20 protein-coding genes are annotated in these 24522 nt (G+C 71.4%); 8 read left to right on the top strand and 12 right to left on the bottom strand.

Going from position 1 to position 24522, the window contains the following annotated elements; genetic code table 11:
• Positions 1 to 65: 65 nt before the first annotated feature.
• Positions 66 to 890: a maleylpyruvate isomerase family mycothiol-dependent enzyme gene (locus OG776_RS20955; protein WP_148009352.1), complete on the bottom strand. Its 825-nt coding sequence runs from the start codon at positions 888 to 890 to the stop codon at positions 66 to 68.
• A gap of 144 nt (positions 891 to 1034) precedes the next feature.
• Between OG776_RS20955 and OG776_RS20950 the strand changes: the two genes are divergently transcribed.
• The gene (locus OG776_RS20950) at positions 1035 to 1829 is read left to right on the top strand and encodes a carbon-nitrogen family hydrolase (protein ID WP_148009353.1); all 795 of its coding nucleotides are present in this window, start codon (positions 1035 to 1037) and stop codon (positions 1827 to 1829) included.
• A 116-nt stretch (positions 1830 to 1945) separates the two neighbouring features.
• Here the strand turns inward: OG776_RS20950 and OG776_RS20945 are convergent, their stop codons facing one another.
• Both OG776_RS20945 and OG776_RS20940 read right to left on the bottom strand, forming a co-directional pair.
• Complete coding sequence (locus tag OG776_RS20945) at positions 1946 to 2440, bottom strand: LURP-one-related/scramblase family protein (protein WP_148009354.1); 495 nt, start codon at positions 2438 to 2440, stop codon at positions 1946 to 1948.
• Entirely contained in the window at positions 2437 to 3456 is a 1020-nt protein-coding gene (locus OG776_RS20940; RefSeq protein ID WP_148009355.1) for a GlxA family transcriptional regulator, read from the bottom strand. The genes OG776_RS20945 and OG776_RS20940 overlap by 4 nt, the downstream gene beginning before the upstream one ends.
• A gap of 52 nt (positions 3457 to 3508) precedes the next feature.
• Here OG776_RS20940 and OG776_RS20935 point away from each other — a divergent pair, with 52 nt between their 5' ends.
• Positions 3509 to 3901: a cupin domain-containing protein gene (locus OG776_RS20935; protein ID WP_329322157.1), complete on the top strand. Its 393-nt coding sequence runs from the start codon at positions 3509 to 3511 to the stop codon at positions 3899 to 3901.
• Positions 3902 to 3966: 65 nt separating this feature from the next.
• Entirely contained in the window at positions 3967 to 5805 is a 1839-nt protein-coding gene (locus OG776_RS20930; RefSeq protein ID WP_329322155.1) for a thioredoxin-like domain-containing protein, read from the top strand.
• 7 nt (positions 5806 to 5812) lie between these two features.
• On the opposite strand, the gene OG776_RS20925 is transcribed toward OG776_RS20930, so the two are convergent.
• The 3 genes from OG776_RS20925 to OG776_RS20915 all read right to left on the bottom strand — a co-directional run bounded on the left by OG776_RS20925 (position 5813) and on the right by OG776_RS20915 (position 9917).
• Positions 5813 to 6046, bottom strand: coding sequence for a DUF6458 family protein (locus OG776_RS20925; RefSeq protein ID WP_148009510.1), 234 nt, complete (start codon positions 6044 to 6046; stop codon positions 5813 to 5815).
• Between the two features lie 149 nt (positions 6047 to 6195).
• Positions 6196 to 7500, bottom strand: a complete 1305-nt coding sequence (locus OG776_RS20920; RefSeq protein WP_148009358.1) for a M18 family aminopeptidase — start codon at positions 7498 to 7500, stop codon at positions 6196 to 6198.
• Positions 7501 to 8090: 590 nt separating this feature from the next.
• Positions 8091 to 9917: an acyl-CoA dehydrogenase gene (locus OG776_RS20915; protein ID WP_148009359.1), complete on the bottom strand. Its 1827-nt coding sequence runs from the start codon at positions 9915 to 9917 to the stop codon at positions 8091 to 8093.
• A gap of 320 nt (positions 9918 to 10237) precedes the next feature.
• On the opposite strand from OG776_RS20915, the gene OG776_RS20910 reads away from it, so the two are divergent.
• From OG776_RS20910 to OG776_RS20900, 3 genes are all read left to right on the top strand, one after another.
• Positions 10238 to 10705 carry an SseB family protein gene (locus OG776_RS20910; protein WP_148009360.1) on the top strand — a complete coding sequence of 156 codons (468 nt, stop codon included), beginning with the start codon at positions 10238 to 10240 and terminating at the stop codon, positions 10703 to 10705.
• Positions 10706 to 10820: 115 nt separating this feature from the next.
• Complete coding sequence (locus OG776_RS20905) at positions 10821 to 11792, top strand: pirin family protein (protein ID WP_148009361.1); 972 nt, start codon at positions 10821 to 10823, stop codon at positions 11790 to 11792.
• Positions 11793 to 11942: 150 nt separating this feature from the next.
• Positions 11943 to 12992, top strand: a complete 1050-nt coding sequence (locus tag OG776_RS20900; protein ID WP_148009362.1) for an AI-2E family transporter — start codon at positions 11943 to 11945, stop codon at positions 12990 to 12992.
• Here OG776_RS20900 and OG776_RS20895 read toward each other — a convergent pair.
• Entirely contained in the window at positions 12959 to 15112 is a 2154-nt protein-coding gene (locus OG776_RS20895) for an ATP-binding SpoIIE family protein phosphatase (protein WP_148009363.1), read from the bottom strand. The genes OG776_RS20900 and OG776_RS20895 overlap by 34 nt on opposite strands.
• 152 nt (positions 15113 to 15264) lie before the next feature.
• Here OG776_RS20895 and aspS point away from each other — a divergent pair, with 152 nt between their 5' ends.
• A complete protein-coding gene (gene aspS / locus OG776_RS20890; protein WP_148009364.1) occupies positions 15265 to 17028 on the top strand; it encodes an aspartate--tRNA ligase in 1764 nt (587 codons plus the stop codon).
• A gap of 138 nt (positions 17029 to 17166) precedes the next feature.
• Here aspS and OG776_RS20885 read toward each other — a convergent pair whose 3' ends face one another.
• The 5 genes from OG776_RS20885 to OG776_RS20865 all read right to left on the bottom strand — a co-directional run bounded on the left by OG776_RS20885 (position 17167) and on the right by OG776_RS20865 (position 23434).
• The gene (locus OG776_RS20885; RefSeq protein WP_329322149.1) at positions 17167 to 17805 is read right to left on the bottom strand and encodes a DUF7003 family protein; all 639 of its coding nucleotides are present in this window, start codon (positions 17803 to 17805) and stop codon (positions 17167 to 17169) included.
• 76 nt (positions 17806 to 17881) lie between these two features.
• Entirely contained in the window at positions 17882 to 18358 is a 477-nt protein-coding gene (locus OG776_RS20880; protein WP_329322147.1) for a hypothetical protein, read from the bottom strand.
• Positions 18359 to 18474: 116 nt separating this feature from the next.
• On the bottom strand, positions 18475 to 20196 hold the full coding sequence (gene metG / locus OG776_RS20875; protein ID WP_329322145.1) for a methionine--tRNA ligase: 1722 nt from the start codon (positions 20194 to 20196) through the stop codon (positions 18475 to 18477).
• 186 nt (positions 20197 to 20382) lie between these two features.
• Positions 20383 to 22185, bottom strand: coding sequence for a VWA domain-containing protein (locus OG776_RS20870; protein WP_329322143.1), 1803 nt, complete (start codon positions 22183 to 22185; stop codon positions 20383 to 20385).
• A gap of 307 nt (positions 22186 to 22492) precedes the next feature.
• Positions 22493 to 23434: a LysR family transcriptional regulator gene (locus tag OG776_RS20865; RefSeq protein WP_148009368.1), complete on the bottom strand. Its 942-nt coding sequence runs from the start codon at positions 23432 to 23434 to the stop codon at positions 22493 to 22495.
• 186 nt (positions 23435 to 23620) lie between these two features.
• Here OG776_RS20865 and snpA point away from each other — a divergent pair, with 186 nt between their 5' ends.
• Entirely contained in the window at positions 23621 to 24331 is a 711-nt protein-coding gene (gene snpA / locus OG776_RS20860; protein ID WP_148009369.1) for a snapalysin, read from the top strand.
• Positions 24332 to 24522: the final 191 nt, after the last annotated feature.

Here is a 24522-nt window from a genome sequence, read left to right as displayed (position 1 = left end):
CGACCGGCCGAGCGGCTTCCCGGGCCGGTGCCGCGGAGCCCGGAGTCCCCGGGCTCCGCCGCGGGTCACTGCGTGACCGTGAAATTGCGGAGGATCGCGGTGGTCAGCTCCGGGTCGCCCTCGGTCTTGATGCGGTCGGAGACGGCCTCGGGGGTCACCCGCCCGCAGGCCAGACGGAAGAAGGTCTCCCAGTCGAGGGTGAGCGTGGCGGCCGGACCGAGGGAGGGGGCACCGTCTATCGAGCCGCGGCCGTCGGCGTCGACGCGCACCGTGCGCAGGAACTCCACGGGTCCGTGGACGTCGAAGACGACCGCCGACTGCGCGGGCGCCCCCGCGTCCTTGGCCACCACCTTCGGCAGCGCGGCGAGCAGCTGGTCGCGCACGATCTGCGCGCCCGGGGAGTCGAGGTTGCCCGGCCGGCCGAGGGTGGTCCGGAGGTCCTGCTCATGCACCCAGACGTCGAACGCCCGGTTCAGCATGGCGTGTTCGAGGGTCACCTCGGTGCCGAGCGGGCCGCGTACCTTGGCGTCCGGCTGCCGGGTCTCGTTCCGCAGCTGACGGTTGCGGCGGATGATTGTGTACTCCAGCTCGGAGGTCATCTCGGGCGCCGTGTGGTGGCGGCGCACATCGACCTGCATCTCCATGTAGCGCTGGTGCTCGTTCGTGACGTGGAACAGGTCCCGGGGGAGCGTGTGGATCGGCCGCGGATCGCCCAGCATCTCGCAGTCGAGCCCGATCACATGCGACACCAGATCCCGAACCGACCAGCCCGGGCAGGGCGTACGCCGGTTCCACTCGCCCTCCACCAGCGGTGACACCAACTCGGATATCGCGGTGACGGAGTGGGCCCAGGCGTCGGCGTAGGACTGAAGGCTCGGATGCAGACTCACGGAACGGGACCCCTCGGGCGGTCGGTACGCGGGCAGTGGGTGTCTTGGAACGCTAAGTTACGCTGCTGTGAGGCACCCCGGCAGTGCTTTCGTGTGACGATCGTAGGCCCGTATGGACGGCTCGAATGCCAGGACGGTGGTAGTGTGCGCGCCTCTCTGCTCCAGATCGACGTAAAAGCTGCTGAATCGGTCGATTCGCGTCGGCGGCGTGTGGCGGCTCTGGTACGAGAACAAGCCGGAGTGGATCTGGTGGTGCTGCCCGAGCTGTGGACCACGGGAGCGTTCGCCTACGAGTCCTTCGCCACGGAGGCGGAGACCCTCGAAGGGGAGACCGCCGAGGTCATGGCCAAGGCGGCGAGCGACGCCGGCGTGTGGCTGCACGCGGGATCGGTCCCGGAACGCGCCCCGGACGGAACGCTCTTCAACACCTCCCTCGTCTTCTCCCCCTCCGGCGGCCTCGCCGCCACCTACCGCAAGATCCACCGCTTCGGCTTCGACAAGGGCGAGGCCGTGCTCATGGGCGCGGGGGACGAGCTGGTGACGGTCCGCCTCCCGGAGACCACCGTCGGCGTCGCCACCTGTTACGACCTCCGCTTCCCGGAGCTCTTCCGCGGGCTCGTCGACGCGGGTGCCGAGACCCTCGTCGTCCCGGCGGGCTGGCCGGAACGCCGCCGCGGCCACTGGACCCTGCTCGCCCGGGCGCGGGCGGTCGAGAACCAGGCGTTCGTCCTCGCCTGTGGAACGGCCGGCACCCACGCCGACGTTCCCCAGGCCGGTCACTCGATCGTGGTCGACCCCTGGGGAGAGGTCCTCGCGGAGGCGGGCCCGGACGAGGAGGTCCTCACGGTCGAGTTCGACCCGGGGCGGGTGGCGGCGACGCGGGAGCAGTTCCCCGTGCTCAAGGACCGCGTCCTGGGCCTCGCCTTCCCCCGCGGCTGAGGGCGCGCGTCGGCGTACGACGACGGCGCGCGGGGCGGGTGTGCGCGCGCCGGGCGCACGTGACCGACGCCCTCCCCGTACGACCGGGCGCTCCCCGGACGTGGCCCCGGGCCGGATCAGTCCTCGCCGTGCTCCTTCTCCGCCAGGTGGATCACACAGACCGCCACCGCGATCAGCAGTGCGGTGTCCGCGTCGTCCCGGACGATGTCGACGCCGTACGTCTCCCGCACCCGCAGCCACCGGCGCGAGATCTGCGCGAGCAGCTCCCCGTCGTAGTCGATCCCGAACTCCCGGTCCAGGATCTTGCCGCTGACGTCGAGTTCCGTACCGTCCACCAGGGCGACCCGGTAGTGGTTGCGCAGCAGGGAGAGACGCTTGCGCCGGATGGTGGCCAGCGTCTCGCCGTCCCGCCCGATGACCATGGTGTCCCGCAGGGCGAACATCTTCTGGTGGATGTCGATGAGGACGCGCCCCCGCGCGTCCTTCAGCTCGAAGGTGTCCCGCAGCCGCATCGCCTTGCCGTCGACGAGGAACACCTTGTCGCCGTGCTCGTCCTCGATCCAGTAGTCGTCACCGAAGCCGAGGAGCCGGTCGCGCACGAGGAATCTCATACCGTCACGGCTTCCCCCGTGGCCGGTCCGAAACGCCGTCTGTAGGCCGATGGGCTCAGTCCCGTCTCCCGTCGCAGCCGGGCCCTGAGGTTCGCGGCGGTACCGAGGCCGCTGTGCCGGGCGACGACGTCGATCCGGTGTTCGCCCCGCTCGATGAGACGGCAGGCCAGCGCCACCCGCTCCCCGGTCAGCCACGCCAGCGGGGTGGTCCCGAGCTGGGCGCGGAAGCGCCGGTGCAGGGTGGCCGGGCTGAGTGCGGCGTGGGCCGCGAGGCCGGCCACCGTGAGGGGTTCCCCGAGCCGCTCCCGCGCCCAGGTCAGCAGGGGTGCGAGGGACTCGTCCGGCACGTCGGGCACGGGACGCTCCACGAACTGTCGCTGCCCGCCGTCGCGGTGCGCGGCGAAGACCAGCCGCCGGCTGACGGCGTTGGCGATCTCCGCGCCGTGGTCGCGCCGCACGACGTGCAGTCCGAGGTCGAGCGCCGACGCGCTGCCGGACGCGGTGAGGATGTCCCCGTCGTCCACGAACAACACGTCCGGCTCCAGGCGCACCTCCGGGAACCGCTGACGGAACGACGAGGCCCACATCCAGTGACAGGCCGCCCGCCGCCCCGTCAGCAGCCCCGCCTCCGCGAGCGTGAACGCGCCGGAGCAGAATCCGATCAGCCGCGCGCCCCGCGCGTGCGCCCGGCGTATGGCGTCCAGGACCTCGGGGGAACGCGGCGCGTCGGTGTCCGGCCGGTTCGGCACGATCAGCGTGTCGGCGTCCTCGGCCGCGTCCAGCCCGGCGACGTCGGCGAGGGTGAAGAACCCGTCCCGCATCCGGGCGCGCCCGCCGGCGGCGCACAGCCGGAAGTCGTACAGCTCCCGTCCCAGCTCGGGTCTGCGCAGCCCGAAGACCTCGACGGCGCAGCTCATCTCGAAGGGGTTGGAGTTCTCGTCGACGATCAGGACGACCCGGTGCGCGGCCGTCCCGGGAACCGCCCCGGGGGCGGGGTGCGAGGATCCTTGCGGCATGTGCGATTTCTAGCACTCGTGGGCCCGCCGGACCAGGCCGAGGATGGGCGGCATGACCGACGAACCCGTCTCCCTGTCCGCCGCCCTCGCCTCCTTCTCCGACCTCTGGAGCCCCCGGATCGTCACCGCCGTCAACGACTACGACGTACGCGTGGCGAAGGTGGAGGGCGACCACCTCTGGCACACGCACGACCACACCGACGAGTTCTTCCTCGTCCTGGAGGGTGAGCTGACCATCGCCCTGCGGGAGCCGGCCGGCGAGCGGGCCGTCGTCCTTCCCAAGGGCTCCGTCTTCACCGTCCCGCGCGGCACCGAGCACAAGCCGAGCGCTCCGGCCGGCGCCGCGATCCTGATGTTCGAACCCACGGGCACCCTCACCGTCGGCGACCGGCACGACGAGATCCCGGCCCATGTGGACGCCACCACGGGTCACGCCCTGGGCTGAGCGCGGGGTCGCGCCCCGGGCCGAGCGCCGGCTGCGTGTTCCGGCCCGGATGGCATGCTTGAAGCATGAACGACGCCGTCCCCGCCCCCGCGCCCCGCCGTGTCCGTGTCCGTGCCCCCGAGCTGATCGGCAAGGGCGGCTGGCTGAACACGGGAGGTGACGCGCTCACCCTCGCCGACCTGCGAGGACGTGTGGTCGTCCTCGACTTCTGGACCTTCTGCTGCATCAACTGCCTGCACGTCCTGGACGAGCTGCGGGAGCTGGAGGAGAAGCACCGGGACACGCTGGTGATCATCGGGGTGCACTCGCCGAAGTTCGTGCACGAGGCCGAGCATCAGGCGGTCGTCGACGCCGTCGAGCGCTACGGCGTCGAGCACCCGGTGCTGGACGACCCGGAGCTCGCCACCTGGAAGCAGTACGCGGTGCGGGCCTGGCCGACGCTCGTGGTGATCGACCCCGAGGGATACGTCGTCGCGCAGCACGCCGGTGAGGGGCACGCGCACGCGATCGCCCGGCTGGTGGAGGAGCTGGAGGCCGAGCACGAGGCCAAGGGGACGCTGCGGCGCGGGGACGGCCCCTATGTGGCGCCCGAGCCGGAGCCGACCGCGCTCCGGTTCCCCGGCAAGGCGCTCGCTCTTGCGAACGGGAACTTCCTGGTCAGCGACACGACCCGGCATCAGCTGGTCGAGCTGGAGGCCGACGGGGAGACGGTCGTGCGGCGCATCGGGTCGGGCGTGCGCGGCTTCGTGGACGGACCGGCCGGCGTGGCCGGGTTCAGCGAGCCGCAGGGGCTGGCGCTGCTCCGTGACGGCGTGGACGCTCCGGTCGTGGTGGCCGACACCGTGAACCACGCCCTGCGCCGGGTCGACCTCGCGACCGGCGAGGTCACGACCCTCGCGGGGACCGGCCGGCAGTGGTGGCAGGGCTCGCCGACGTCCGGCCCGGCGCACGAGGTCGACCTGTCCTCACCGTGGGACGTGGCCTTCTTCGGCGGCAGGGTCTGGATCGCCATGGCCGGCGTGCACCAGTTGTGGGCGTACGACCCGGCGGACGGCGCCGTCGGGGTGGCGGCGGGCACGACGAACGAGGGGCTCGTCGACGGGCCGCCGGCCGAGGCCTGGTTCGCCCAGCCGTCCGGGCTGGCGGCGACGGGGGACCGGCTCTGGGTGGCCGACTCCGAGACCTCCGCGCTGCGCTGGGTCGCCCTCGACGGCAGTGTGCACACCGCCGTCGGCACCGGCCTGTTCGACTTCGGCCACCGTGACGGTGCCGCCGGACAGGCCCTGCTCCAGCACCCGTTGGGTGTCACGGCGCTGCCCGACGGCTCGGTCGCGGTCAGCGACACGTACAACCACGCGCTGCGCCGCTTCGACCCGGCGACCGGCGAAGTGACCACGCTGGCAACGGACTTGCGGGAGCCGAGCGACGCGGTCCTGGTCGGGGACGACATCGTGGTCGTCGAGTCCGCCCGGCACCGGCTGACCCGGCTGCGGCTGCCCGAGGAGGCCGTGCGGGTGGAGTCGGTGGCCCACCGCACCCAGCGTGCGGCCACCGAAGTCGCCCCGGGCGGGCTCCGGTTGGATGTGATCTTCCAGGCCCCGGCGGGTCAGAAGCTGGACACCCGTTACGGTCCGTCCACCCGGCTGCTCGTCTCCTCGACCCCGCCCGAGCTGCTGCTCGAGGGAGAGGGTGCGGGCACGGATCTCTCCCGGGCCCTGGAGCTGAACCCGGCCGTCACGGAGGGTGTCCTGCACGTCTCCGCGATGGCCGCGTCCTGCGACGACGATCCGTCGAACGAGTACCCGGCCTGTCACGTCCACCAGCAGGACTGGGGTGTGCCGGTCCGCCTCACCGAGGAGGGTGCGCGGCGGCTGCCGCTGGTGCTGGCGGGAATGGACGACTGACCCCGGGTCACACGCCGTATCCGCCGCGGTGGTGCCGCTCCTCCTCGATCACCGGGGTGGTCGGCGGCACCACCACGCGCCGCCGCCTCGCGATGCTGTTGAACGTCAGGACCCCGATCACTCCGACGACCATGAAGATGACCCCGACCAGGTCGAGGTTGACGCCCTTCATGTGCCAGTCGGTCGCGAACGTGAGGATGGCCCCCGCGCCGATCAGGATGATGCAGCCGCCCAGGCCCATGGGTGTCGCCTCCTTGGAGTAGCAACTCGCGGTCTTTCCGGGCCTGTTCCGGGTACCCGGGACCTCGCGAGACATGCGGAGGCGCTCACTCGCCTCTCGGTGGCACCGTGCGGCACCGCTCCGGGAGGCGCTTTCCGTGGCCGCGCGGCCTATCCCTCCAGGAACGCCACCAGGGCGCCTGCCAGCAGGAACGGGTCGTCGGTCGCGCACAGTTCACGGGCGCTGTGCATCGACAGGATGGCGACGCCGATGTCGATGGTCTTGATGCCGTGACGGGCCGCGGTGATCGGGCCGATGGTCGTGCCGCAGGGCATGGAGTTGTTGGAGACGAAGGACTGGAAGGGCACGCCGGCCTTCTCGCAGGCGGCGGCGAAGATCGCGCGGCCCGAACCGTCGGTGGCGTAACGGTTGTTGACGTTCACCTTGAGGATGGGGCCGCCGCCCGCGCGGGGGTGGTGCGTCGGGTCGTGCCGCTCGGCGTAGTTGGGGTGCACGGCGTGGCCGGTGTCGGAGGAGAGGCAGACGGTGCCGGCGAAGGAGCGGGCCCGGTCCTCGTACGTGCCGCCGCGCGCGTACACCGAGCGTTCGAGCACGCCGCCGAGCAGCGGGCCGTCGGCGCCGGTGTCGCTCTGCGAGCCGTTCTCCTCGTGGTCGAAGGCCGCGAGGACGGGGATGTACGGGAGTTCGGTGCCGGTGGCCGCCGCGGTGGCGACCGTGACCAGTGCCGCCGTGCCCGCGTGCACGGACAGCAGGTTGTCCATGCGGGGGCCGGCCAGCAGTTCCTTGTCGCGGCCCAGATAGGCGGGCGGTTCGACGGAGTGGGTCATCAGGTCCCAGCCGGTGATCTCGCCGGACTGCAGACCCGCCTCCTCCTCCAGGAACGCGATCAGGTCGCCCTCGCGGGCGTCGCCCAGGCCCCAGACGGGCTGGAGGTGGCGCTGCTTGTCGAGCTTGAGCCCGTCGGTGGAGACGGAGCGGTCGAGGTGGACGGCGAGCTGGGGGACGCGCAGCAGCGGCCGGTCGATGTCGATCAGGCGCGTCGAGCCGTCCCGCAGCGTCAGCCGGCCGGCCAGCCCGAGGTCGCGGTCCAGCCAGGAGTTCAGCAGCGGTCCGCCGTAGATCTCCACGGCCACCTGGCGCCAGCCGTGCGCGCCGCTGTCCGGCTGCGGCTTGACGCGGAGGTTGGGGGAGTCGGTGTGGGCGCCCACGATCCGGTACGGGGTGTGCGGCCCGGCGCCCTCGGGCACGTACCAGGCGACGATCGCACCGCCGCGCAGTACGAACCTGCCGCCGCTCGTGCCGTCCCACGCGTCGGTTTCGGCGACCTGACGGAATCCGGCCTTCTCCAGCCGCTCGGCGGCGTTCGCCACGGCGTGGTACGGCGTGGGGCTCGCCGCCAGGAAGGTCATGAGGTCGTCGGTGTGGCCGCGGTCGAAGCGGGCTGGGTAGCTCATGAGTTCACCTTAACGACGCTCGGGGGCCCCTCCCCGCGATGGTGAGAGGGCTCTCGTAAGGGGGATGTGAAGGGCGGACATCTGGCGGGAGCCGGATGTTCCCCGGTACCGCCCGGCCGGGGAGGGTGGTGCGGGAGGCGGTGCCACCCGTGTTCCGACACGTCCCGGGTGTCTCCGAAAGTTCACGCCCCGGCGCGCGTCGTCCGGTGCGCCTTTTCACGCGCCCCCTTCGCGCCCGTGGATCCCGGCCGGGTGGGCCGGCTCCCGGTCCGGGGCGCGTCCTGACGCGGACGCCGGTTGCGACGTCCGCGCTCCGACGTCTGTTCCGGTACCTGCTCCTCGGTCTGTTCCGGCCCCGGCCACGGGATGCCGCCCGCCTGGGGATGCCGCCACCACGGGATGCCGCCGCCACCACGGGTCTCCCCCGCCCGGTGGCGCCGTGCGGCCGGGGTGCCGCGCGCCCGGGAACCGTCCGCCCGCGCGTGCCGCCCGCTCCCTCGTGCCCGAACGGCCCGCCCCCGGAAACACTCCGGGAGCGGGCCGTCGAGCGGGTGCCGGTGGCCGCCGGGGCGGTCACCTGGGGGCCGGACTCAGAACGCCGCTTCGTCCAGCTCCATCAGGTCCAGGTCCACGCCCTCGGCGAGCTTGCGCGCGCCGGTGACGCCGGGCAGGACGTTCGCGGCGAAGAACTTCGCGGCGGCGATCTTGCCGTGGTAGAAGGGCCGGTCCTTCGCTGACGCCGTCTCCAGCTTCTCGGCGGCGACCGCGGCACCGCGCAGCAGCAGGTAGCCGACGACCACGTCACCGGAGGCGAGCAGGAGGCGGGTGGTGTTCAGGCCCACCTTGTAGATGTTCTTGACGTCCTGCTCGGTCGCCGCGAGGTCGGTGAGCATGAGGCCGACGATGGCCTCCAGCTCGACGGCCGCCTTGGCGAGCTGCTCGCGGGCGCCGGAGAGGTCCTCGCCGCCCGTGCCGAGGGCCAGGAACTTCTTGATGTCCTCGGCGAGCGAGTTCAGGGCCGCGCCCTGGTTGCGGACGATCTTCCGGAAGAAGAAGTCCTGGCCCTGGATCGCGGTGGTGCCCTCGTACAGGGTGTCGATCTTGGCGTCGCGGATGTACTGCTCGATCGGGTACTCCTGCAGGAAGCCCGAGCCGCCGAAGGTCTGCAGGGACTGGGCGAGCTGCTCGTAGCCCTTCTCGGAGCCGTAGCCCTTCACGATCGGCAGGAGCAGGTCGTTGAGGGCCTCCAGCGCGGCGGTGTCCTCGCCGGCGGCCTCCTTGACCTGGATGTCGTCCTGGATGGCCGCGGTGTGCAGCACCAGGGCGCGCATGCCCTCGGCGTACGCCTTCTGCGTCATCAGCGAGCGGCGCACGTCCGGGTGGTGCGTGATGGTGACCTTGGGCGCGGTCTTGTCCATGAAGTTCGCCAGGTCGGGACCCTGGACGCGCTCCTTGGCGTACTCCAGCGCGTTCAGGTAGCCCGTGGACAGGGTCGAGATGGCCTTCGTGCCGACCATCATCCGGGCGAACTCGATGATCCGGAACATCTGGCGGATGCCGTCGTGCTTGTCGCCGATCAGCCAGCCCTTGGCCGGGTGACGGTCGCCGAACGTCATCTCGCAGGTGTTGGAGGCCTTCAGGCCCATCTTGTGCTCGACGTTCGTCGCGTAGGCGCCGTTGCGCTCGCCCAGTTCGCCGGTCTCGAAGTCGAACTCGTACTTCGGGACGAGGAAGAGGGAGAGGCCCTTGGTGCCCGGTCCTGCGCCCTCGGGGCGGGCCAGCACGTAGTGGAGGATGTTCTCCGACATGTCGTGCTCACCGGACGTGATGAAGCGCTTGACGCCCTCGATGTGCCAGGAGCCGTCCTCCTGCTGGACGGCCTTCGTGCGGCCGGCGCCGACGTCCGAGCCCGCGTCGGGCTCGGTGAGGACCATGGTGGAGCCCCACTGCCTGTCCACGGCGATCTTCGCGATGTGCTTCTGGACCTCGGTGCCCTCCTCGAAGAGGATGCCGGCGAAGGCCGGGCCCGAGGAGTACATCCACACGGCCGGGTTGGCGCCGAGCACCAGCTCCGCGTAGGCCCAGATGAGGGAGCGGGGCGCGGTGGAGCCGCCGATCTCCTCGGGCAGGCCCAGCCGCCAGTACTCGGAGTCCATGAACGCCTGGTACGACTTCTTGAAGGAGGCCGGGACCGGCGCGGTGTTGGTCTCCGGGTCGAAGACGGGAGGGTTGCGGTCGGCGTCGGTGAAGGACGCGGCCAGCTCGTTCTCCGAGAGGCGCGTGAGCTCCTCCAGGATGCTCTTGGCGGTGTCCGTGTCCATCTCCGCGAACGGTCCGGTGCCGTACAGCTTGTCGCGCCCGAGCACCTCGAAGAGGTTGAACTCGATGTCGCGGAGATTCGACTTGTAGTGCCCCATGGCGACGGCTCCGTAAGGGTTCGGGGAGGCGGAGGTACTCGCAGCCTCGTTACACGTACCAGCAAGTAGCTACGATGATGCTACCCGTCGGTAATAAGAATCAACCCCTGACGGCCCTTATGTGATGAGGCTCTAACGGGACTTCGGCCGCGCGCCGGTGGAACCCGGGCCGGAGACGGCGGTGGCGCGGGCCGGACTCCGGCGCACGGCGGTATGGAGCGGGGGCCGGACGGCGGTGCGTGCGGGCGGATCCGGCGGCCGGGGACGTGGATGGGCCGTCCGTGACTCCCCCGGGGGCCGCGCCCACTAGTCTTTGGCCCATGTACGGCTACGACCAGAACGCGGGCGCTCAGCAGCAGCAGTACGCCCAGCCGCAGCAGCAGATGCCCGGCGGCTACGGCCAGCAGCCGCCGCTCTACCCCGAGCCGTCCCCGCCGTCGCTGCCGGACGCGGTCCGCGCCTTCACGACGGGATCGCTCGCCGCGGAGGACTTCCAGCAGGTCTTCGCCACGTCGAAGGTCTACTGCCCGCGCGGTGACAACCCCGGTTTCCTGGCGCTGCACAACACCCAGCAGCCCGTCATCCCCATGTTCAGCTCGCTGAAGGAGCTGCGCCGGTACGCCGGCAAGGAGTCCAAGTACTTCGTGATCACCGGTGCCGAGGTGATCGACCTCCTGCCCACCGGCTACGGGTTTGTGCTCGACATGGAGGGTGAGCACCGCATGGTCTTCGATGCCAAGGCCGTGGAGCAGATGGTGGACTTCGCGATGCGCCGTATGTACGGCTAGTCGCCGCTCGCCGAACATCGCGGACGCCCGGAGGGAATTCCCTCCGGGCGTCCGCCGTTACGGGTGGCAGAAAGTTCAACAATCAACTAAACTCGAAGCACAAGGAGGTACCGACATGCCTGCAGTGACCGTCGAGAACCCGCTCACCCTTCCCCGTGTGGTGGCGCCGGCCGACGCCGTGGCCCGTCCCGTGCTCACCGTGACGACCGCGCCCAGCGGCTTCGAGGGCGAGGGATTCCCGGTCCGCCGCGCGTTCGCCGGGATCAACTACCGCCACCTCGACCCGTTCATCATGATGGACCAGATGGGTGAGGTGGAGTACGCGCCGGGAGAGCCCAAGGGCACCCCCTGGCACCCGCACCGCGGCTTCGAGACCGTGACCTACATCATCGACGGGATCTTCGACCACCAGGACTCCAACGGTGGCGGCGGCACCATCACCAACGGGGACACCCAGTGGATGACCGCGGGCGCCGGCCTGCTGCACATCGAGGCCCCGCCGGAGTCGCTCGTCATGTCCGGCGGGCTCTTCCACGGCCTCCAGCTGTGGGTGAACCTCCCGGCCAAGGACAAGATGATGGCCCCGCGCTACCAGGACATCCGCGGGCGCTCGGTGCAGCTGCTGAGCACCCCCGACGGCGGCGCGCTGCTGCGGGTCATCGCCGGTGAGCTCGACGGCCACGAGGGTCCCGGCATCACGCACACGCCGATCACCATGGTCCACGCCACCGTGGCGCCGGGCGCAGAGATCACCCTCCCCTGGCGCGAGGACTTCAACGGTCTCGCCTACGTCCTCGCCGGACGCGGCAGCGTCGGCACGGAGCGCCGTCCGGTCCGCACCGGCCAGACCGCGGTCTTCGGCGCGGGCGGTTCGCTGACCGTCCGGGCGGACGAGAAGCAGGACGGGAACACCCCCGACCTGGAGGTCGTCCTCCTCGGCGGACAGCCGATCCGTGAGCCCATGGCCCACTACGGCCCCTTCGTGATGAACACCCGCGAGGAGCTGCAGCAGGCCGTCGAGGACTTCCAGAAGGGCCGTCTGGGCACCATCCCGGCGGTGCACGGGATGTCCGAGCGCGGTCTGTGAGGCCGTAGGGCCCGGGACGCCGTACCGACGGGCGTCCCACCGGCGCCGGCCCGACGCGGTACGTCCGCGCGGACGCGCGTCCCGGCACCGCGTCACCCGGGCGGGCCGTCCTGAGAGGACGGCCCGCCCTTCGCGTGGTCGGGTGGAGAGGTGCAGCTACTCCCCGAGGGCGTCCGGCGGCTGGCGGCCTGGTGCGCCGTGATCCTGCTCGTCGCCGGTGTGGCGTGGGTCGGGATCCGGCTGTGCGGGGAGCTGCGGACGGCGGTCGTGCCCGTGCTGCTCGCGCTGCTCGGCACCGCGCTGCTGCGGCCGCTGTACCGGCGGCTGGTGACGCTGCGGGTCCAGCGGTCGCTGGCCGCGGGCCTCACCTGTGTCGCGGTCGTCGTGGTGGTGGGCGGTGCGGTCTACATCGTCGTCGCCGCGCTCATCGACACCGGGGACCAGATCCTGGCCTCCCTCAAACAGGCCGCGCGGTCCGTCGCCGAGCACTTCGGCGCGCCGGGCACCTCCCTCGACGACCTCACCTCGCACTCCAGGGAGCTGCTGACCAAGTTCGGCGGGACGGCCGCGTCCAACGTCCTCAGCGGGGTCGGTCTGGTCGGCGAGAGCATCGCCGTCGCCGTCCTGGCCCTGCTGCTCGTCTTCTTCTTCCTGCGCGACTCGCACCGCGCCACGGGCCTGCTGCGTTCGCTCGCCCCGCACGGCACCGCCGACACCCTGGAAGCCATGGCCCGGCGCGCCTTCGGAGCGGTCGAGGGCTTCATGCGCGGGACCACGATCATCGCGCTGATCGACGCCCTGTGCATCACCGTCGGGCTGCTCGTCCTGCGTGTGCCGGGCGCGGTCGGGCTCGGCGCGCTGGTCTTCGTCGGCGCGTACATCCCCTATCTGGGCGCGTTCATCTCCGGCGCGGTGGCGGTGCTGGTGGCGCTCGCCGACCGTGGGCTGGTGATCGCGCTGTGGGCGCTCGGGGTCGTCCTCGCCGTGCAGGTGCTGGAAGGGCACGTGCTGCAGCCGGTGATCCAGAGCCGCACCGTGCAGATGCATCCGGCCGTCGTGCTGCTGGCGATCACGGCGGGAGCGTCCGTCGCCGGGATCCTCGGGATGCTGTTCTCCGTACCGCTGACGGCGGCGGCCTTCGGGGTGATCTCGGAGCTGCGCAAGCGCTACGCGTCGGGTCTGGTCGTGGACGACTCGTAGAACGCGAACCAGATGCTCTTGCCCTGGCCGCGCGGGTCCACGCCCCAGGCCTCCGCGAGGATCTCCACGAGCACGAGACCCCGTCCGGAGGAGGCCAGTTCACCGGGGTGGCGCCGGTGCGGCAGGTCGTCGCTCGCGTCCGTGACCTCCACCCGCATCCGGCGGTCGCCCGGGTCCCCGGTCACCTCGGCGACCAGCAGCGCGTCGTGGTCGGTGTGCACGAGGACGTTGGTCAGGATCTCGGAGACGAGGAGGACCGCCGAGTCGCGCTGGTCCTCCGAGGCCCAGTCGTGCAGCAGCTCGCGCACCTGCTGCCGGGCGTCCGCGATCCGTTCGGGGGCGGTCTGCGCCACGGTCAGCGCGGTACGGCGCGTCGCGGGCGGGACCGCCGCCGTGACCGTGTCCCGCGCGTCCACGCCCCGGCGGGACAGCAGCACCAGGGCGATGTCGTCCTCGCGCCGGTCGGCCAGCGGCCCCGGGGTGTGGTGCGAGGAGGGCCCGTGCACGCCCTGGACCAGTGCGTCGGCGAGTCCTTCCAGGTCGCCGTCGTGGGACTCCAGGATCCGCCGGATGCGCCGCCAGCCGGTGTCCAGGTCGTGGCCGCCGGTCTCGATCAGACCGTCGGTGCAGATCAGCATGGTCTCACCGGGCTCCAGGCCGAGCCGGGTCGTCGGGTAGTCGGCGTCCGGATCGATGCCCAGCGGCAGGCCGCCGGCCGTGGGGCGCATCAGCACCGTCCCGTCCGCCATGCGTATCGCGGGGTCCGGATGGCCCGCGCGGGCGAAGTCCAGCAGCCCGGTCGCCGGGTCCACCTCGACGTACAGGCAGGTCGCGAAGCGGACGTCCGCCGCCCGGCCGCCGCTCTGCCCGCTGGAGCCGTACGTCACCGAGTCCGTGACCCCGTACAGGAACCGTGACGCCCGGGAGAGGACCGCGTCCGGGCGGTGGCCCTCCGAGGCGTACGCCCGCAGGGCGATGCGGAGCTGGCCCATCAGCCCGGCGGCGCGCACGTCGTGGCCCTGGACGTCGCCGATCACGAGGGCGAAGCGGCCGGCCGGCAACGGGATCACGTCGTACCAGTCACCGCCGACCTGGAGACCGCCACCGGTGGGCACGTACCGCGCGGCGAGGCCCATGCCGGGCATCCGCGGGCCCAGCGTGGGCATCATCGAGCGCTGCAGACCGTCCGTGAGCTCCCGCTCCGTCTCGGCGGCCCCCGCCCGGGAGAGGGCCTGCGCGAGCATCCGGGCGACGGTGGTCAGCACCGAGCGCTCGTCGGGCGTGAAGCTGACGGGGTACATGAAGGCCGCCATCCACGCGCCCATCGTGCGGCCCGCGACGGTCAGCGGGAGGAAGGCCCACGACTCCCGGCCGAAGTGCTGGGCCAGCGGCCAGGAGACGGGATAGCGCTCCTTGTAGCTCTCGGGGGAGGAGAGATAGACGGCCCGGCCCGTGCGGACCACCTCCGCCGCCGGATAGTCCGTGGCCAGCGACATGTGGGTGAAGGGGCCCTCGTCCCCGGGCTGCTGTCCGTGGTGTCCGACGACGGTGAGCCGGTCGCCCTCGGCGCCGAAGACGGCCAGTCCGTCCGGGGAGAAGCCGGGCATCGAGAGGCCGGCCGCGACCCGCAGCACCTCCGCCGTCGAGCGGGCCTCGGCCAGGGCCCGGCCCGCGTCCAGCAGGAACGCCTCGCGCGAGCGCCGCCAGTCACCGGTGACCGGGGTGCGCGCGGCGGCGCCGGGGGAGGGTTCGGTGACCTCCTGAAGCGTGCCGAACAGCTGGAACTCCCCGGTGTCCGGGTCGATCGTCGGCTTGGAGCGGCTGCGCGCGGTCCGCAGCACCCTGCCGTGGCCGTCCATCACCCGCAGCCGCACCTCGGCGAGCGTGTCCTCGGCGGCGGCGAGCTGGACGACGCCGGCGACCTCGTTCCAGTCGGCCGGGTGGAACCGGGCACGGACGGCGGCCTCGGTGAGGGTCACCGCCTCCGCGGGCAGACCGAGGAGGCGGGCGGCCTCCGCGTCGAGGGTGACCAGCTTCTGATCGTTGTCCCAGCGCCACAGGCCGGTCGCGAGGGCGGCCAGGACGTCCCCCACGGCGGGCAGGGGCTCACCAGTGCGCATTGAACCACTGTATGAAGAGGTGATCGGTGGGTGCCACCGAGAGTATTCGGGGTGGTGATCTTTGGGTGGCCGGTACCCTTGGGGGGTCCGGGCCCGCGCCCGGAGGTTTCACGTGAAACAGACCCCGATCCGCGAAGACTGGATGAACGACGATGCATCGGTACAGGTCCCACACCTGCGGCGAGCTCCGCGCCTCTGACGTCGACAGCGACGTCCGGCTGAGCGGCTGGCTGCACAATCGCCGAGACCTGGGCGGCATCCTCTTCATCGATCTGCGTGATCACTACGGCATCACGCAGCTCGTCGCCCGCCCCGGCACCCCCGCCTACGAGGCCCTCGACAAGGTCTCCAAGGAGTCGACGGTCCGCGTCGACGGCAGGGTCGTCTCCCGCGGCGCGGAGAACGTCAACCCCGACCTGCCCACCGGTGAGGTCGAGGTCGAGGTGAGCGAGGTCGAGCTGCTCGGCGCGGCCGCTCCGCTCCCGTTCACCATCAACGCCGAGGACGGCGTCAACGAGGAGCGGCGCCTGGAGTACCGCTTCCTCGACCTGCGCCGGGAGCGCATGCACCGCAACATCCTGCTGCGTACGGCCGTGATCTCCGCGATCCGCCACAAGATGACGGCGCTGGGCTTCAACGAGATGGCGACGCCCATCCTCAGCGCCACCTCCCCGGAGGGCGCCCGGGACTTCGTCGTACCGTCGCGCCTCAACCCGGGCCGCTTCTACGCGCTGCCGCAGGCGCCGCAGCAGTTCAAGCAGCTGCTGATGATCTCCGGCTTCGACCGCTACTTCCAGATCGCGCCCTGCTTCCGTGACGAGGACGCGCGGGCGGACCGCTCGCCGGGCGAGTTCTACCAGCTCGACGTGGAGATGTCCTTCGTCGAGCAGGAGGACGTCTTCCAGCCGATCGAGAAGCTCATGACCGAGCTCTTCGAGGAGTTCGGCGGTGGCCGTCACGTCACCTCGCCGTTCCCGCGTATCCCGTTCCGCGAGTCGATGCTGAAGTACGGCTCCGACAAGCCGGACCTGCGGGCCCAGCTGGAACTGGTCGACATCACCGACGTCTTCGAGGGCTCCGAGTTCAAGGCCTTCGCCGGCAAGCACGTGCGTGCGCTGCCGGTGCCGGACGTCTCCGGCCAGACGCGGAAGTTCTTCGACGGTCTCGGCGACTACGCGGTCGAGCAGGGCGCGAAGGGCCTGGCCTGGGTGCGGGTGGGCGAGGACGGTGCGCTGACCGGCCCGATCGCCAAGTTCCTGACCGAGGAGAACGTGGCGGAGCTGACGAAGCGTCTGTCGCTGGCCCCGGGCCACGCGGTGTTCTTCGGTGCCGGTGAGTTCGACGAGGTGTCGAAGATCATGGGCGCGGTGCGGGTCGAGGCCGCGAAGCGCTCCGGCAACTTCGAGGAGAACGTCTTCCGGTTCTGCTGGATCGTCGACTTCCCGATGTACGAGAAGGACGAGGAGACCGGGAAGATCGACTTCTCGCACAACCCGTTCTCGATGCCGCAGGGCGGCCTGGAGGCCCTGGAGACCCAGGACCCGCTGGACATCCTGGGCTGGCAGTACGACATCGTCTGCAACGGCGTCGAGCTCTCCTCCGGCGCGATCCGGAACCACGAGCCCGACATCATGCTCAAGGCCTTCGAGATCGCGGGCTACGACCGGGAGACCGTCGAGGAGCAGTTCGCCGGCATGCTGCGCGCGTTCCGCTTCGGCGCCCCGCCGCACGGCGGCATCGCCCCGGGCGTCGACCGCATCGTCATGCTCCTCGCGGACGAGCCGAACATCCGCGAGACCATCGCGTTCCCGCTGAACGGCAACGCGCAGGACCTGATGATGGGCGCGCCGACGGAGCTGGACGAGACCAGGCTGCGCGAGCTGCACCTCTCGGTGCGCAAGCCGCAGCCGAAGTAGGACCCGTTCACGAACGGGAGCGGCCCGGAACCGGTACCGGTTCCGGGCCGCTCCCGTGTGCGGTGCGCGGGGGAGCTGTGTGCGCACGCCCGCCGTGCCGACCGCCCGGCAGGCTCCGCCGTGTTCACCTGATGGGTGTCAGAGCGTCCCGGCCTCGGGCCAGTGGGACCAATGGCTGTTGGGCGGGAGGGTCGGCCGGTACCGGGCCGGGTCCGAGGAGTGCAGCACCTCGGCGATCATCTGGAAGGTCTCGTGGGCGCTGGGCGGTGTGTCCCAGAGGTCCTCCGGCTGGTTCCACTCGTCGAGGCGCAGCAGGACGGGCAGGTCGGCCGGGAGGTCGGCACGGAGTTCCGTCTCGTCGGCCAGCAGCAGCGGCTTGTGCTCCGGGGCGAGCAGGCGGAACACGTCCTGCAACGGGACGCCGGCGCCCGCGGCGACCGGGAGCGCGGTCCCGCGGACGACCACCGGGACTCCTCCGGCGTAGACCTCCGCTCCCTCGGGGTCGATCTCCGCCATGTTGTCCACGCGCTCCAGGAAAGCGCCGAACCCGGGCTCACCGCGGGTGAGGCAGTTGCCGAAGCGGTGCACGACGTCGATGAGGTTGCCGCCGCGCGGGTTGTAGCCGAGCAGTTCGGCGACCAGGGCCCAGCGCGTACCGTCCCCGAGCGCGTGGATCCGGACGTCGACCGGGTGGTAGTAGCCGTTGTCGAGATCGGGGAACGCCGCCCGGTCCGCGCAGAGATCGAACTGTCCGAGGACCGACGAAGTGGTGATCACCGAGCCAGGGTAGGCAGATCCACGGCGGCCGGCCGGACCGGCCCCGCCCACGACGGAGCGACGGCCGGGGTGGGGCTCAGGTGTCGTACGTGCCGTCCCACGGGTCGCCGAAGCCGAGACGGTCGGGGTAGAGCTCGGCCCACGTCTCCTCCTCGTCCTCCTTGATCACCAGGCCGAAGAGCACGCCGTCGACGGTGAGCCGGAAGGGGCGGACCGCGATGTCCGTGTAGGAGCGCCGGGGCAGGCTCCGCAGGAGTTTCGCCAGGTGGGCCCTGGCCCGGGAGAGGACCGAACTCTCGCCGTGCGGGGCCATTTGCTGTTCGGCCCAGGTGCCCGCGCACCAGACCTCGGAGTCGCGGTAGTGGCCCTGGGAGTCGAAGGTGTGCAGCACCGTGTAGAGGCGCTTGTGCTCTTCCCAGCCGTCGTCGGGCCGGTAGCCCTCGGGGAATGCGTAGGTGACCGATGCCAGAAACTGGCCGTCCGCGTAGTGACCTATGGTCTCGGTGCGGGACTTCGGCTCGTAGGCGATCGGGATGACCGGAGGGACTGCCATGGCGAAACCATACGGGTGGGCACGAGCATGTCACCATCGGGGTCGGTTTCCGGCCGCCGGAGACGGCGGCGGGGCCCGGTGCCGAGTGACGCCGGGCCCCGCCGCCGCTGTACGGACTACTCCGGAGCGCCGCCGAAGCGCTCCTTGTACGACTTCAGGTCCTCGTCCGTGATCTTGGCGAAGAGCACCGGGGGCACGGTGAACGCGGTGCCCGCGGGAACGGCGTCCAGGGACTTCGCCTCGTCCGCGGACACCCACGCCGCCGTGTCGTCCGCCAGCGCGAACGCGGAGCGCATCGCCTTGGCGGAAGCGGGGATGAAGGGCTCCGAGACCACCGAGTAGAGGTGGATGAGGTTCATCGCCGTGCGCAGGGTCAGGGCCGCGCCCTCGGGGTCGGTCTTGATCTCCAGCCAGGGAGCCTTCTCCTCCAGGTAGGAGTTGCCCGCCGACCACAGGGCGCGCAGCGCCGCCGCGGCCTTGCGGAACTGCAGGGCCTCCATCTGGGTCTCGTACTCGGCCAGCAGACCGGCGATCTCGGTGCCGAGCTTCGCCTCCGTCTCGCCGGACTCCGCGCCGGCCGGGACCTCGTCGCCGAACCGCTTCCGGGAGAAGGACAGGACGCGGTTGACGAAGTTGCCGAGGGTGTCGGCGAGGTCCTTGTTGACCGTGGTGGTGAAGTGCTCCCAGGTGAAGGACGAGTCGTCCGACTCCGGCGCGTTGGCGATGAGGAAGTAGCGCCAGTAGTCCGCGGGCAGGATGTCGAGCGCGTGGTCGGTGAAGACACCACGCTTCTGCGACGTGGAGAACTTCCCGCCGTAGTACGTCAGCCAGTTGAAGGCCTTGACGTAGTCGACCTTCTTCCACGGCTCGCGGACACCGAGCTCCGTGGCCGGGAACATCACCGTATGGAACGGGACGTTGTCCTTGGCCATGAACTCCGTGTAGCGGACCGTGTCGTCGGCCTCATACCACCACGACTTCCAGTCGCGGGTCTCGCCCGCCGGCGCCGCGTCCGCCCATTCCTTCGTCGCGCCGATGTACTCGATCGGGGCGTCGAACCAGACGTAGAAGACCTTGCCCTCGGCGGCCAGTTCCGGCCAGGTGTCGGCAGGCACCGGGACACCCCAGTCGAGGTCACGGGTGATCGCGCGGTCGTGCAGGCCCTCGGTCAGCCACTTGCGGGCGATGGAGGAGGCCAGCTGCGGCCACTCCGCCTCGTGACGGGAGACCCAGGCCTCGACCTCGTGCTGCAGCTTCGACTGGAGCAGGAAGAGGTGCGTCGTCTCGCGGACCTCCAGGTCCGTCGAGCCGGAGATCGCCGAACGGGGGTTGATCAGGTCGGTCGGGTCCAGGACGCGCGTGCAGTTCTCGCACTGGTCGCCGCGCGCCTTGTCGTAGCCGCAGTGCGGACAGGTGCCCTCGACGTAGCGGTCCGGGAGGAAGCGGCCGTCCGTCGGCGAGTACACCTGACGGATCGCGCGCTCCTCGATGAAGCCGTTCTCGTTCAGGCGGCGGGCGAAGTGCTGGGTGATCTCGCGGTTCTGCTCGCTGGAGCTGCGGCCGAAGTAGTCGAAGGCGAGCTCGAAGCCGTCGTAGACCGTCTTCTGCGCGTCGTGCGCCTGCGCGCAGAAGGTGTCGACCGGGATGCCCCGCTCCTTCGCGGCCAGCTCGGCCGGGGTGCCGTGCTCGTCCGTCGCGCAGATGTAGAGGACGTCGTGGCCGCGCTGGCGGAGGTAGCGGGAGTACACGTCCGCCGGGAGCATGGACCCCACCATGTTGCCCAGGTGCTTGATCCCGTTGATGTACGGAAGGGCGCTGGTGATGAGGTGTCGAGCCATCGCGGGCTGCTCCCAAGTCGCTACGTGGGGTGACGTCGGGCGATCCAGGTCTGGTCGCCGGTCGTCTTACGAACCTTGAAATCGTAGCCGACACGGGTAGGCCGCCCGCCTCCCGTTTTACGGGTCGGGAAGCGGGCGGCCTCTGTCGGTGCTCTCCGGGATGCCGGCGGGGTGCCGGCGTCGGCGCTACGGACGCCAGTCGGCCAGGACGCCCTCGTAGACCTCGGCGTCCGTCAGCTCGCGGGGGGTGGGGCCCGCGTGGAAGAAGGACGTGTTCGCGGTCTTCAGCTTGCGCAGGTAGTCGAACGCCTTGTTCTCGTGCTCGCCGAAGGCGACGAAGGAGAAGAAGACGCCGGGGTGGGTCTTCGCCGCGTCGGTGAGCGCCTGGGTGGCCGGGGTCTTGGCGTCCGGGGCGCCGTCCGTCTGGAAGATCACCAGCGCGGGGGCCGCGGGGTCCTGCGACTTCTCGTGCTGCGCGAGGACTTCCTGGACGGCGACGTGGTAGCTGGTACGGCCCATGCGGCCGAGGGTGCCGTGGAGCTCGTCGACCTTGTTCTCGTAGTCGGCGAGGGTGAGCTCACCGGTGCCGTCGAGCTCGGTCGAGAAGAAGACGACCGGGACGGTGGCCTCGGGGTCGAGGTGCGCGGCGAGGGCGAGGGCCTGCTCGCCGAGGGCCTGCGCGGAGCCGTCCTTGTAGTACGCGCGCATCGACGCGGAGCGGTCCAGGACGAGGTAGACCCTGGCACGGGCGCCGGTGAGGTGCTGCTTCTCCAGGGTGGCCGCGGCTTCCCTGTACGCGGTGGCGAGGGTCGGGGCGGTGGCCTGGACGTGGGCGGCGGACGCGGCGCTCTCGGTAACGGGGGCGTTTTCGGCCTCGGCTTCGCCTTCGGCCGTGCGGGTGTTCCCACCCGCACCACCCGTGGCGGTCTCGTCGTCGGCTGCGAGTGGCCCCTGTGCGGCCTGTTCGCCGTCGGCGGCCGCCGCCACGACGGACTCGGCCTCGGCCAGGACGGCGGCCTCGGCCTCGGGTTCGGTGGTGGGGGCGGGCTCGGTGGTGGGGGCGGTCTCGGTGGTGGGGGCGGTCTCGGCCTCGGCTTCGCCTTCGGCCGTGCGGGTGTTCCCACCCGCACCACCCGTGGCGGTCTCGTCGGCGGCTGCGAGTGACTCCTGCGCGGCCTGTTCGCCGTCGGCTGCCGCGGGCTCGTCGGCCTCCGGGCCGGGCGTGGTCTCGCCCGTCTGCTCCGAGGCCTCGGGAGCGGCCGCCTCCACGACGGACTCGGCCTCGGCGACGACCTCGGCCACGGGCTCGGCTTCGGTGACGGTCTCCGCCTCGGGCTCGGTGGCGATTGCGGCCGCGGGCTCGGCTTCGGTGACGACCTCGGCGACGGGCTCCGTCGCCTCGGTCACGGTCTCAGGCGCGGGGACGGTCTCGGGCTCTGCCTCGGCCGTGGGTTCGGCCACGGTCTCCGTCTCGGCCTGGGGCTCGGCTGCCGCCTGGACCTCGACCTCGGCCTGGGCCTCGACTTCGGTTTCAGGCTCGGCTTCGGGGTCGCCCGCGGTCGCGGACCGTGCCTCACCGTCCACCTCGGTCGCGGCAGCCACCGGCTCCGGCTCGGTCACCGGCTCCGGAGCGGGCGTCGTCTGCGCAGCCGGCTCCGTCAGGGCGGGCGGCTCTGTCGGCTCCGTCGGCCTGGGGACCGTGACGTTGTCGAACGCCGCCGAGACCAGGTCGTCGGCGACCGATGTCGACGGCCCCGGCTTCGGCTCGGACGAAGGGGCGGGGATCTTCGGCTCCGTCTCCGTCGGGATCCGTTCGGCCGCCTGGGCGGGGATCGACGCGGAGGCCGGCTCGGCCTCCCGCGAGGGAACGTCTTCGGTCTCCGGGGCCGGAACCGAGGGAGCCGAAGCTTCCCGCGAGGTCTCCGCGTCGGCGTCACGCCCCTGGCGTGAGCGGCCGAACGCGTTCCGCAGGAGAGTGAGAATGCCCATGTGCGCAACCCTTCGCATGAGTTGAAGCCCGTCAATCCCTGGCCAGGACGGACACGTAAGGTTAGCGGCCGCTGTCGGCGATCTTGGGCAGGGTCGGGTACCGGCAGGTAGCGGTGTCAAGAGCGTTATCAAGACCCCTACGGCTCCCACGGGTTCACCGCACGTTCAGCGGATCGCCGCACCCCGGCGCCCACATCCCCCCGACATCAAGCCCAGGTCAAGGAATCATGTCGGAAGAGTAAAGTCCGCAGACTGCTGCCGTCGCGCACATCCTCACACAGGAAGCCGGCCGGAGACCGGCCGACGTTCACGGGAGCGCGGGAACCGGTGTCCCCGAACCGCCGTGTTCCAGCCACTCCCGGTAGGCGGGCGCCTGCCGGGCCGTCTCCTCGTAGGCGTCCGCGAGTTCCGGATGGACGCCGTCCAGCTCCGCCTCCGTACGGGCCGCGAGCAGCAGCCGTACCCCGAGCGGGTCGCCGTGCAGGGGGCGTACCGCCGTCTCGGGGCCGGACTGGCGGGTGGGCTGGCAGACCGTGACGACCTCGCCGGTGGCGACCAGGGAGGCCGCCGTGTGGTAGTCGCCGTGCAGGACCCGGGGGTTGAGTCCGGCGGAGCGCAGCATCCGGTGCACGGCGTCCCACTCGCCGTCGACCGTGGGGTCCACCATCCAGCGGTCCTGGGCCAGCTCGGAGAGGTGGACGACGGGACGCGCCGCGGCCGGGTGGTCGTTGGGCAGGGAGACGAACTGGGGTTCCCGCTCGACCAGGATGCGCAGCCGCAGTCCGTCCGGGATGCGCAGGGGGCAGCCCTCCACCTCGTGCACGAAGGCGACGTCGAGCCGCCCCTCGGCGACCAGGTTGAGCAGCGAGTTCGCGGACACGTCCATCTGCAGGAGGGGTTCCTGGCCGTGTTCGCGCAGACGTCGCAGCCAGCCGGCGAGGGCGCGGCTCGCGGTGGAGCCGATCCGCAGCTGGAGCCCGTCCGCGGCGGCGGCCCGCGCCTCGGCGACCAGGGACCGCATTTCGGCCACCAGCGGGCGGGCCCGCCCGAGCACGATCCGCCCGAGCGGGGTGGGCCGGCAGCCGGTCCGTTCGCGGAGGAACAGCTCGCCGCCCAGCTCCTGTTCGATCCGGCGCAGCTGGGTGCTCAACGAGGGCTGGGCGACGCCGAGCAGGCGCGCGGCACGGTGCAGGCTGCCGGTGTCGGCGATGGCGCACAGCGCGCGAAGGTGCCTGACCTCAAGCTCCATGCCTGCGGAGCCTAAGTCGGAAGCCGGGGTTGCACCAGACGCCCAAAACCCCTGCGGAGAGGGCGGGTTGGACAGTCCCGCGCGAGCCGATAGTCCTGGCCTATCGCCACTTGCCATCATCACAGCCGCCGCACAGGCACCGAGACTCACGGTGACGACTTCACTCCCCCACACAAGGAGTCATCGATGGGACTTCCCACGCCCAGGTCCAAGGTCCTGCTCGCGGCGGCGCTCGGTCTGGGCCTCGCGGCCGCCGGGTTCGGCACGGTCCCCGCCGTGGCGGCTCCCGCTGCCGCGCAGGACGCCGTGCACGCCGGACACTCCGCCCTCCCCGGATACGCCGGCTACGCGGGGTCCGCCGAGGAGAGCAAGGCCAACCAGGCGTTCTTCGCGGCGGTCATCAGGTCCGTCGCCGAGAAGCGCGCCGCGAACCCGAGCAGCGCCGCGGCCGTCACCGTGATCTACAACGCCTCCCGCGCCCCCTCCTTCAGCACCGAGATAGCCCGCAGCACCGCGATATGGAACGGCGCGGTGGCGAACGTGAAGCTCCAGTCGGGTTCGGCGTCGAGTGCCGACTTCACCTACCGCGAGGGCAACGACTCGCGTGGCTCGTACGCCTCGACGGACGGCCACGGCAGCGGGTACGTCTTCCTGGACTACGCACAGAGCGAGCAGTACAACCCGATCCGCATCACCGCTCACGAGACCGGCCATGTCCTCGGTCTGCCCGACCACTACTCCGGCCCGTGCAGCGAACTGATGTCGGGCGGCGGCCCCGGTCCCTCCTGCACCAACGCGAACCCCAACGCGGCCGAGCGGTCGCGGGTCAACCAGCTGTGGGCGGGCGGCTTCGCACAGGCGCTGGACAAGGCCCTGGCCAAGGCGAACGCCCGCTAGTCCCACCAGTCCTGCCCGTCCCCCCACGACCGGCACCAGCCCCACCCCCCACGGGTGCGGGCCGCCCCCTGCACGGGCGGCCCGCACCGCCGTTCTTCCCGGGACGGTCCCGGCCGCCGGTCCCGGCCGCCCGTCCCGGAGTCCGGCCCGCTTCCCGGGTGCCGCCTCCCGGTTCGGCTCCGCGGCCGGCG

It is taken from the genome of Streptomyces sp. NBC_01689 (assembly GCF_036250675.1).
GTDB lineage: Bacteria > Actinomycetota > Actinomycetes > Streptomycetales > Streptomycetaceae > Streptomyces.
The sequence above is the reverse complement of the archived record's forward strand: the minus strand, read 5'-3'. Positions and strand labels throughout refer to the sequence as shown.

Bases quoted from the DNA above. Each gene is read 5' to 3' on its own strand.
- OG776_RS20945 (WP_148009354.1), bottom strand. From the start codon at position 2,440: ATGAGATTCCTCGTGCGCGACCGGCTCCTCGGCTTCGGTGACGACTAC.
- OG776_RS20940 (WP_148009355.1), bottom strand. From the start codon at position 3,456: ATGCCGCAAGGATCCTCGCACCCCGCCCCCGGGGCGGTTCCCGGGACG.
- OG776_RS20935 (WP_329322157.1), top strand. From the start codon at position 3,509: ATGACCGACGAACCCGTCTCCCTGTCCGCCGCCCTCGCCTCCTTCTCC.
- OG776_RS20930 (WP_329322155.1), top strand. From the start codon at position 3,967: ATGAACGACGCCGTCCCCGCCCCCGCGCCCCGCCGTGTCCGTGTCCGT.
- OG776_RS20925 (WP_148009510.1), bottom strand. From the start codon at position 6,046: ATGGGCCTGGGCGGCTGCATCATCCTGATCGGCGCGGGGGCCATCCTC.
- OG776_RS20920 (WP_148009358.1), bottom strand. From the start codon at position 7,500: ATGAGCTACCCAGCCCGCTTCGACCGCGGCCACACCGACGACCTCATG.
- OG776_RS20915 (WP_148009359.1), bottom strand. From the start codon at position 9,917: ATGGGGCACTACAAGTCGAATCTCCGCGACATCGAGTTCAACCTCTTC.
- OG776_RS20910 (WP_148009360.1), top strand. From the start codon at position 10,238: ATGTACGGCTACGACCAGAACGCGGGCGCTCAGCAGCAGCAGTACGCC.
- OG776_RS20905 (WP_148009361.1), top strand. From the start codon at position 10,821: ATGCCTGCAGTGACCGTCGAGAACCCGCTCACCCTTCCCCGTGTGGTG.
- OG776_RS20895 (WP_148009363.1), bottom strand. From the start codon at position 15,112: ATGCGCACTGGTGAGCCCCTGCCCGCCGTGGGGGACGTCCTGGCCGCC.
- aspS (WP_148009364.1), top strand. From the start codon at position 15,265: ATGCATCGGTACAGGTCCCACACCTGCGGCGAGCTCCGCGCCTCTGAC.
- OG776_RS20880 (WP_329322147.1), bottom strand. From the start codon at position 18,358: ATGGCAGTCCCTCCGGTCATCCCGATCGCCTACGAGCCGAAGTCCCGC.
- metG (WP_329322145.1), bottom strand. From the start codon at position 20,196: ATGGCTCGACACCTCATCACCAGCGCCCTTCCGTACATCAACGGGATC.
- OG776_RS20870 (WP_329322143.1), bottom strand. From the start codon at position 22,185: ATGGGCATTCTCACTCTCCTGCGGAACGCGTTCGGCCGCTCACGCCAG.
- OG776_RS20865 (WP_148009368.1), bottom strand. From the start codon at position 23,434: ATGGAGCTTGAGGTCAGGCACCTTCGCGCGCTGTGCGCCATCGCCGAC.
- snpA (WP_148009369.1), top strand. From the start codon at position 23,621: ATGGGACTTCCCACGCCCAGGTCCAAGGTCCTGCTCGCGGCGGCGCTC.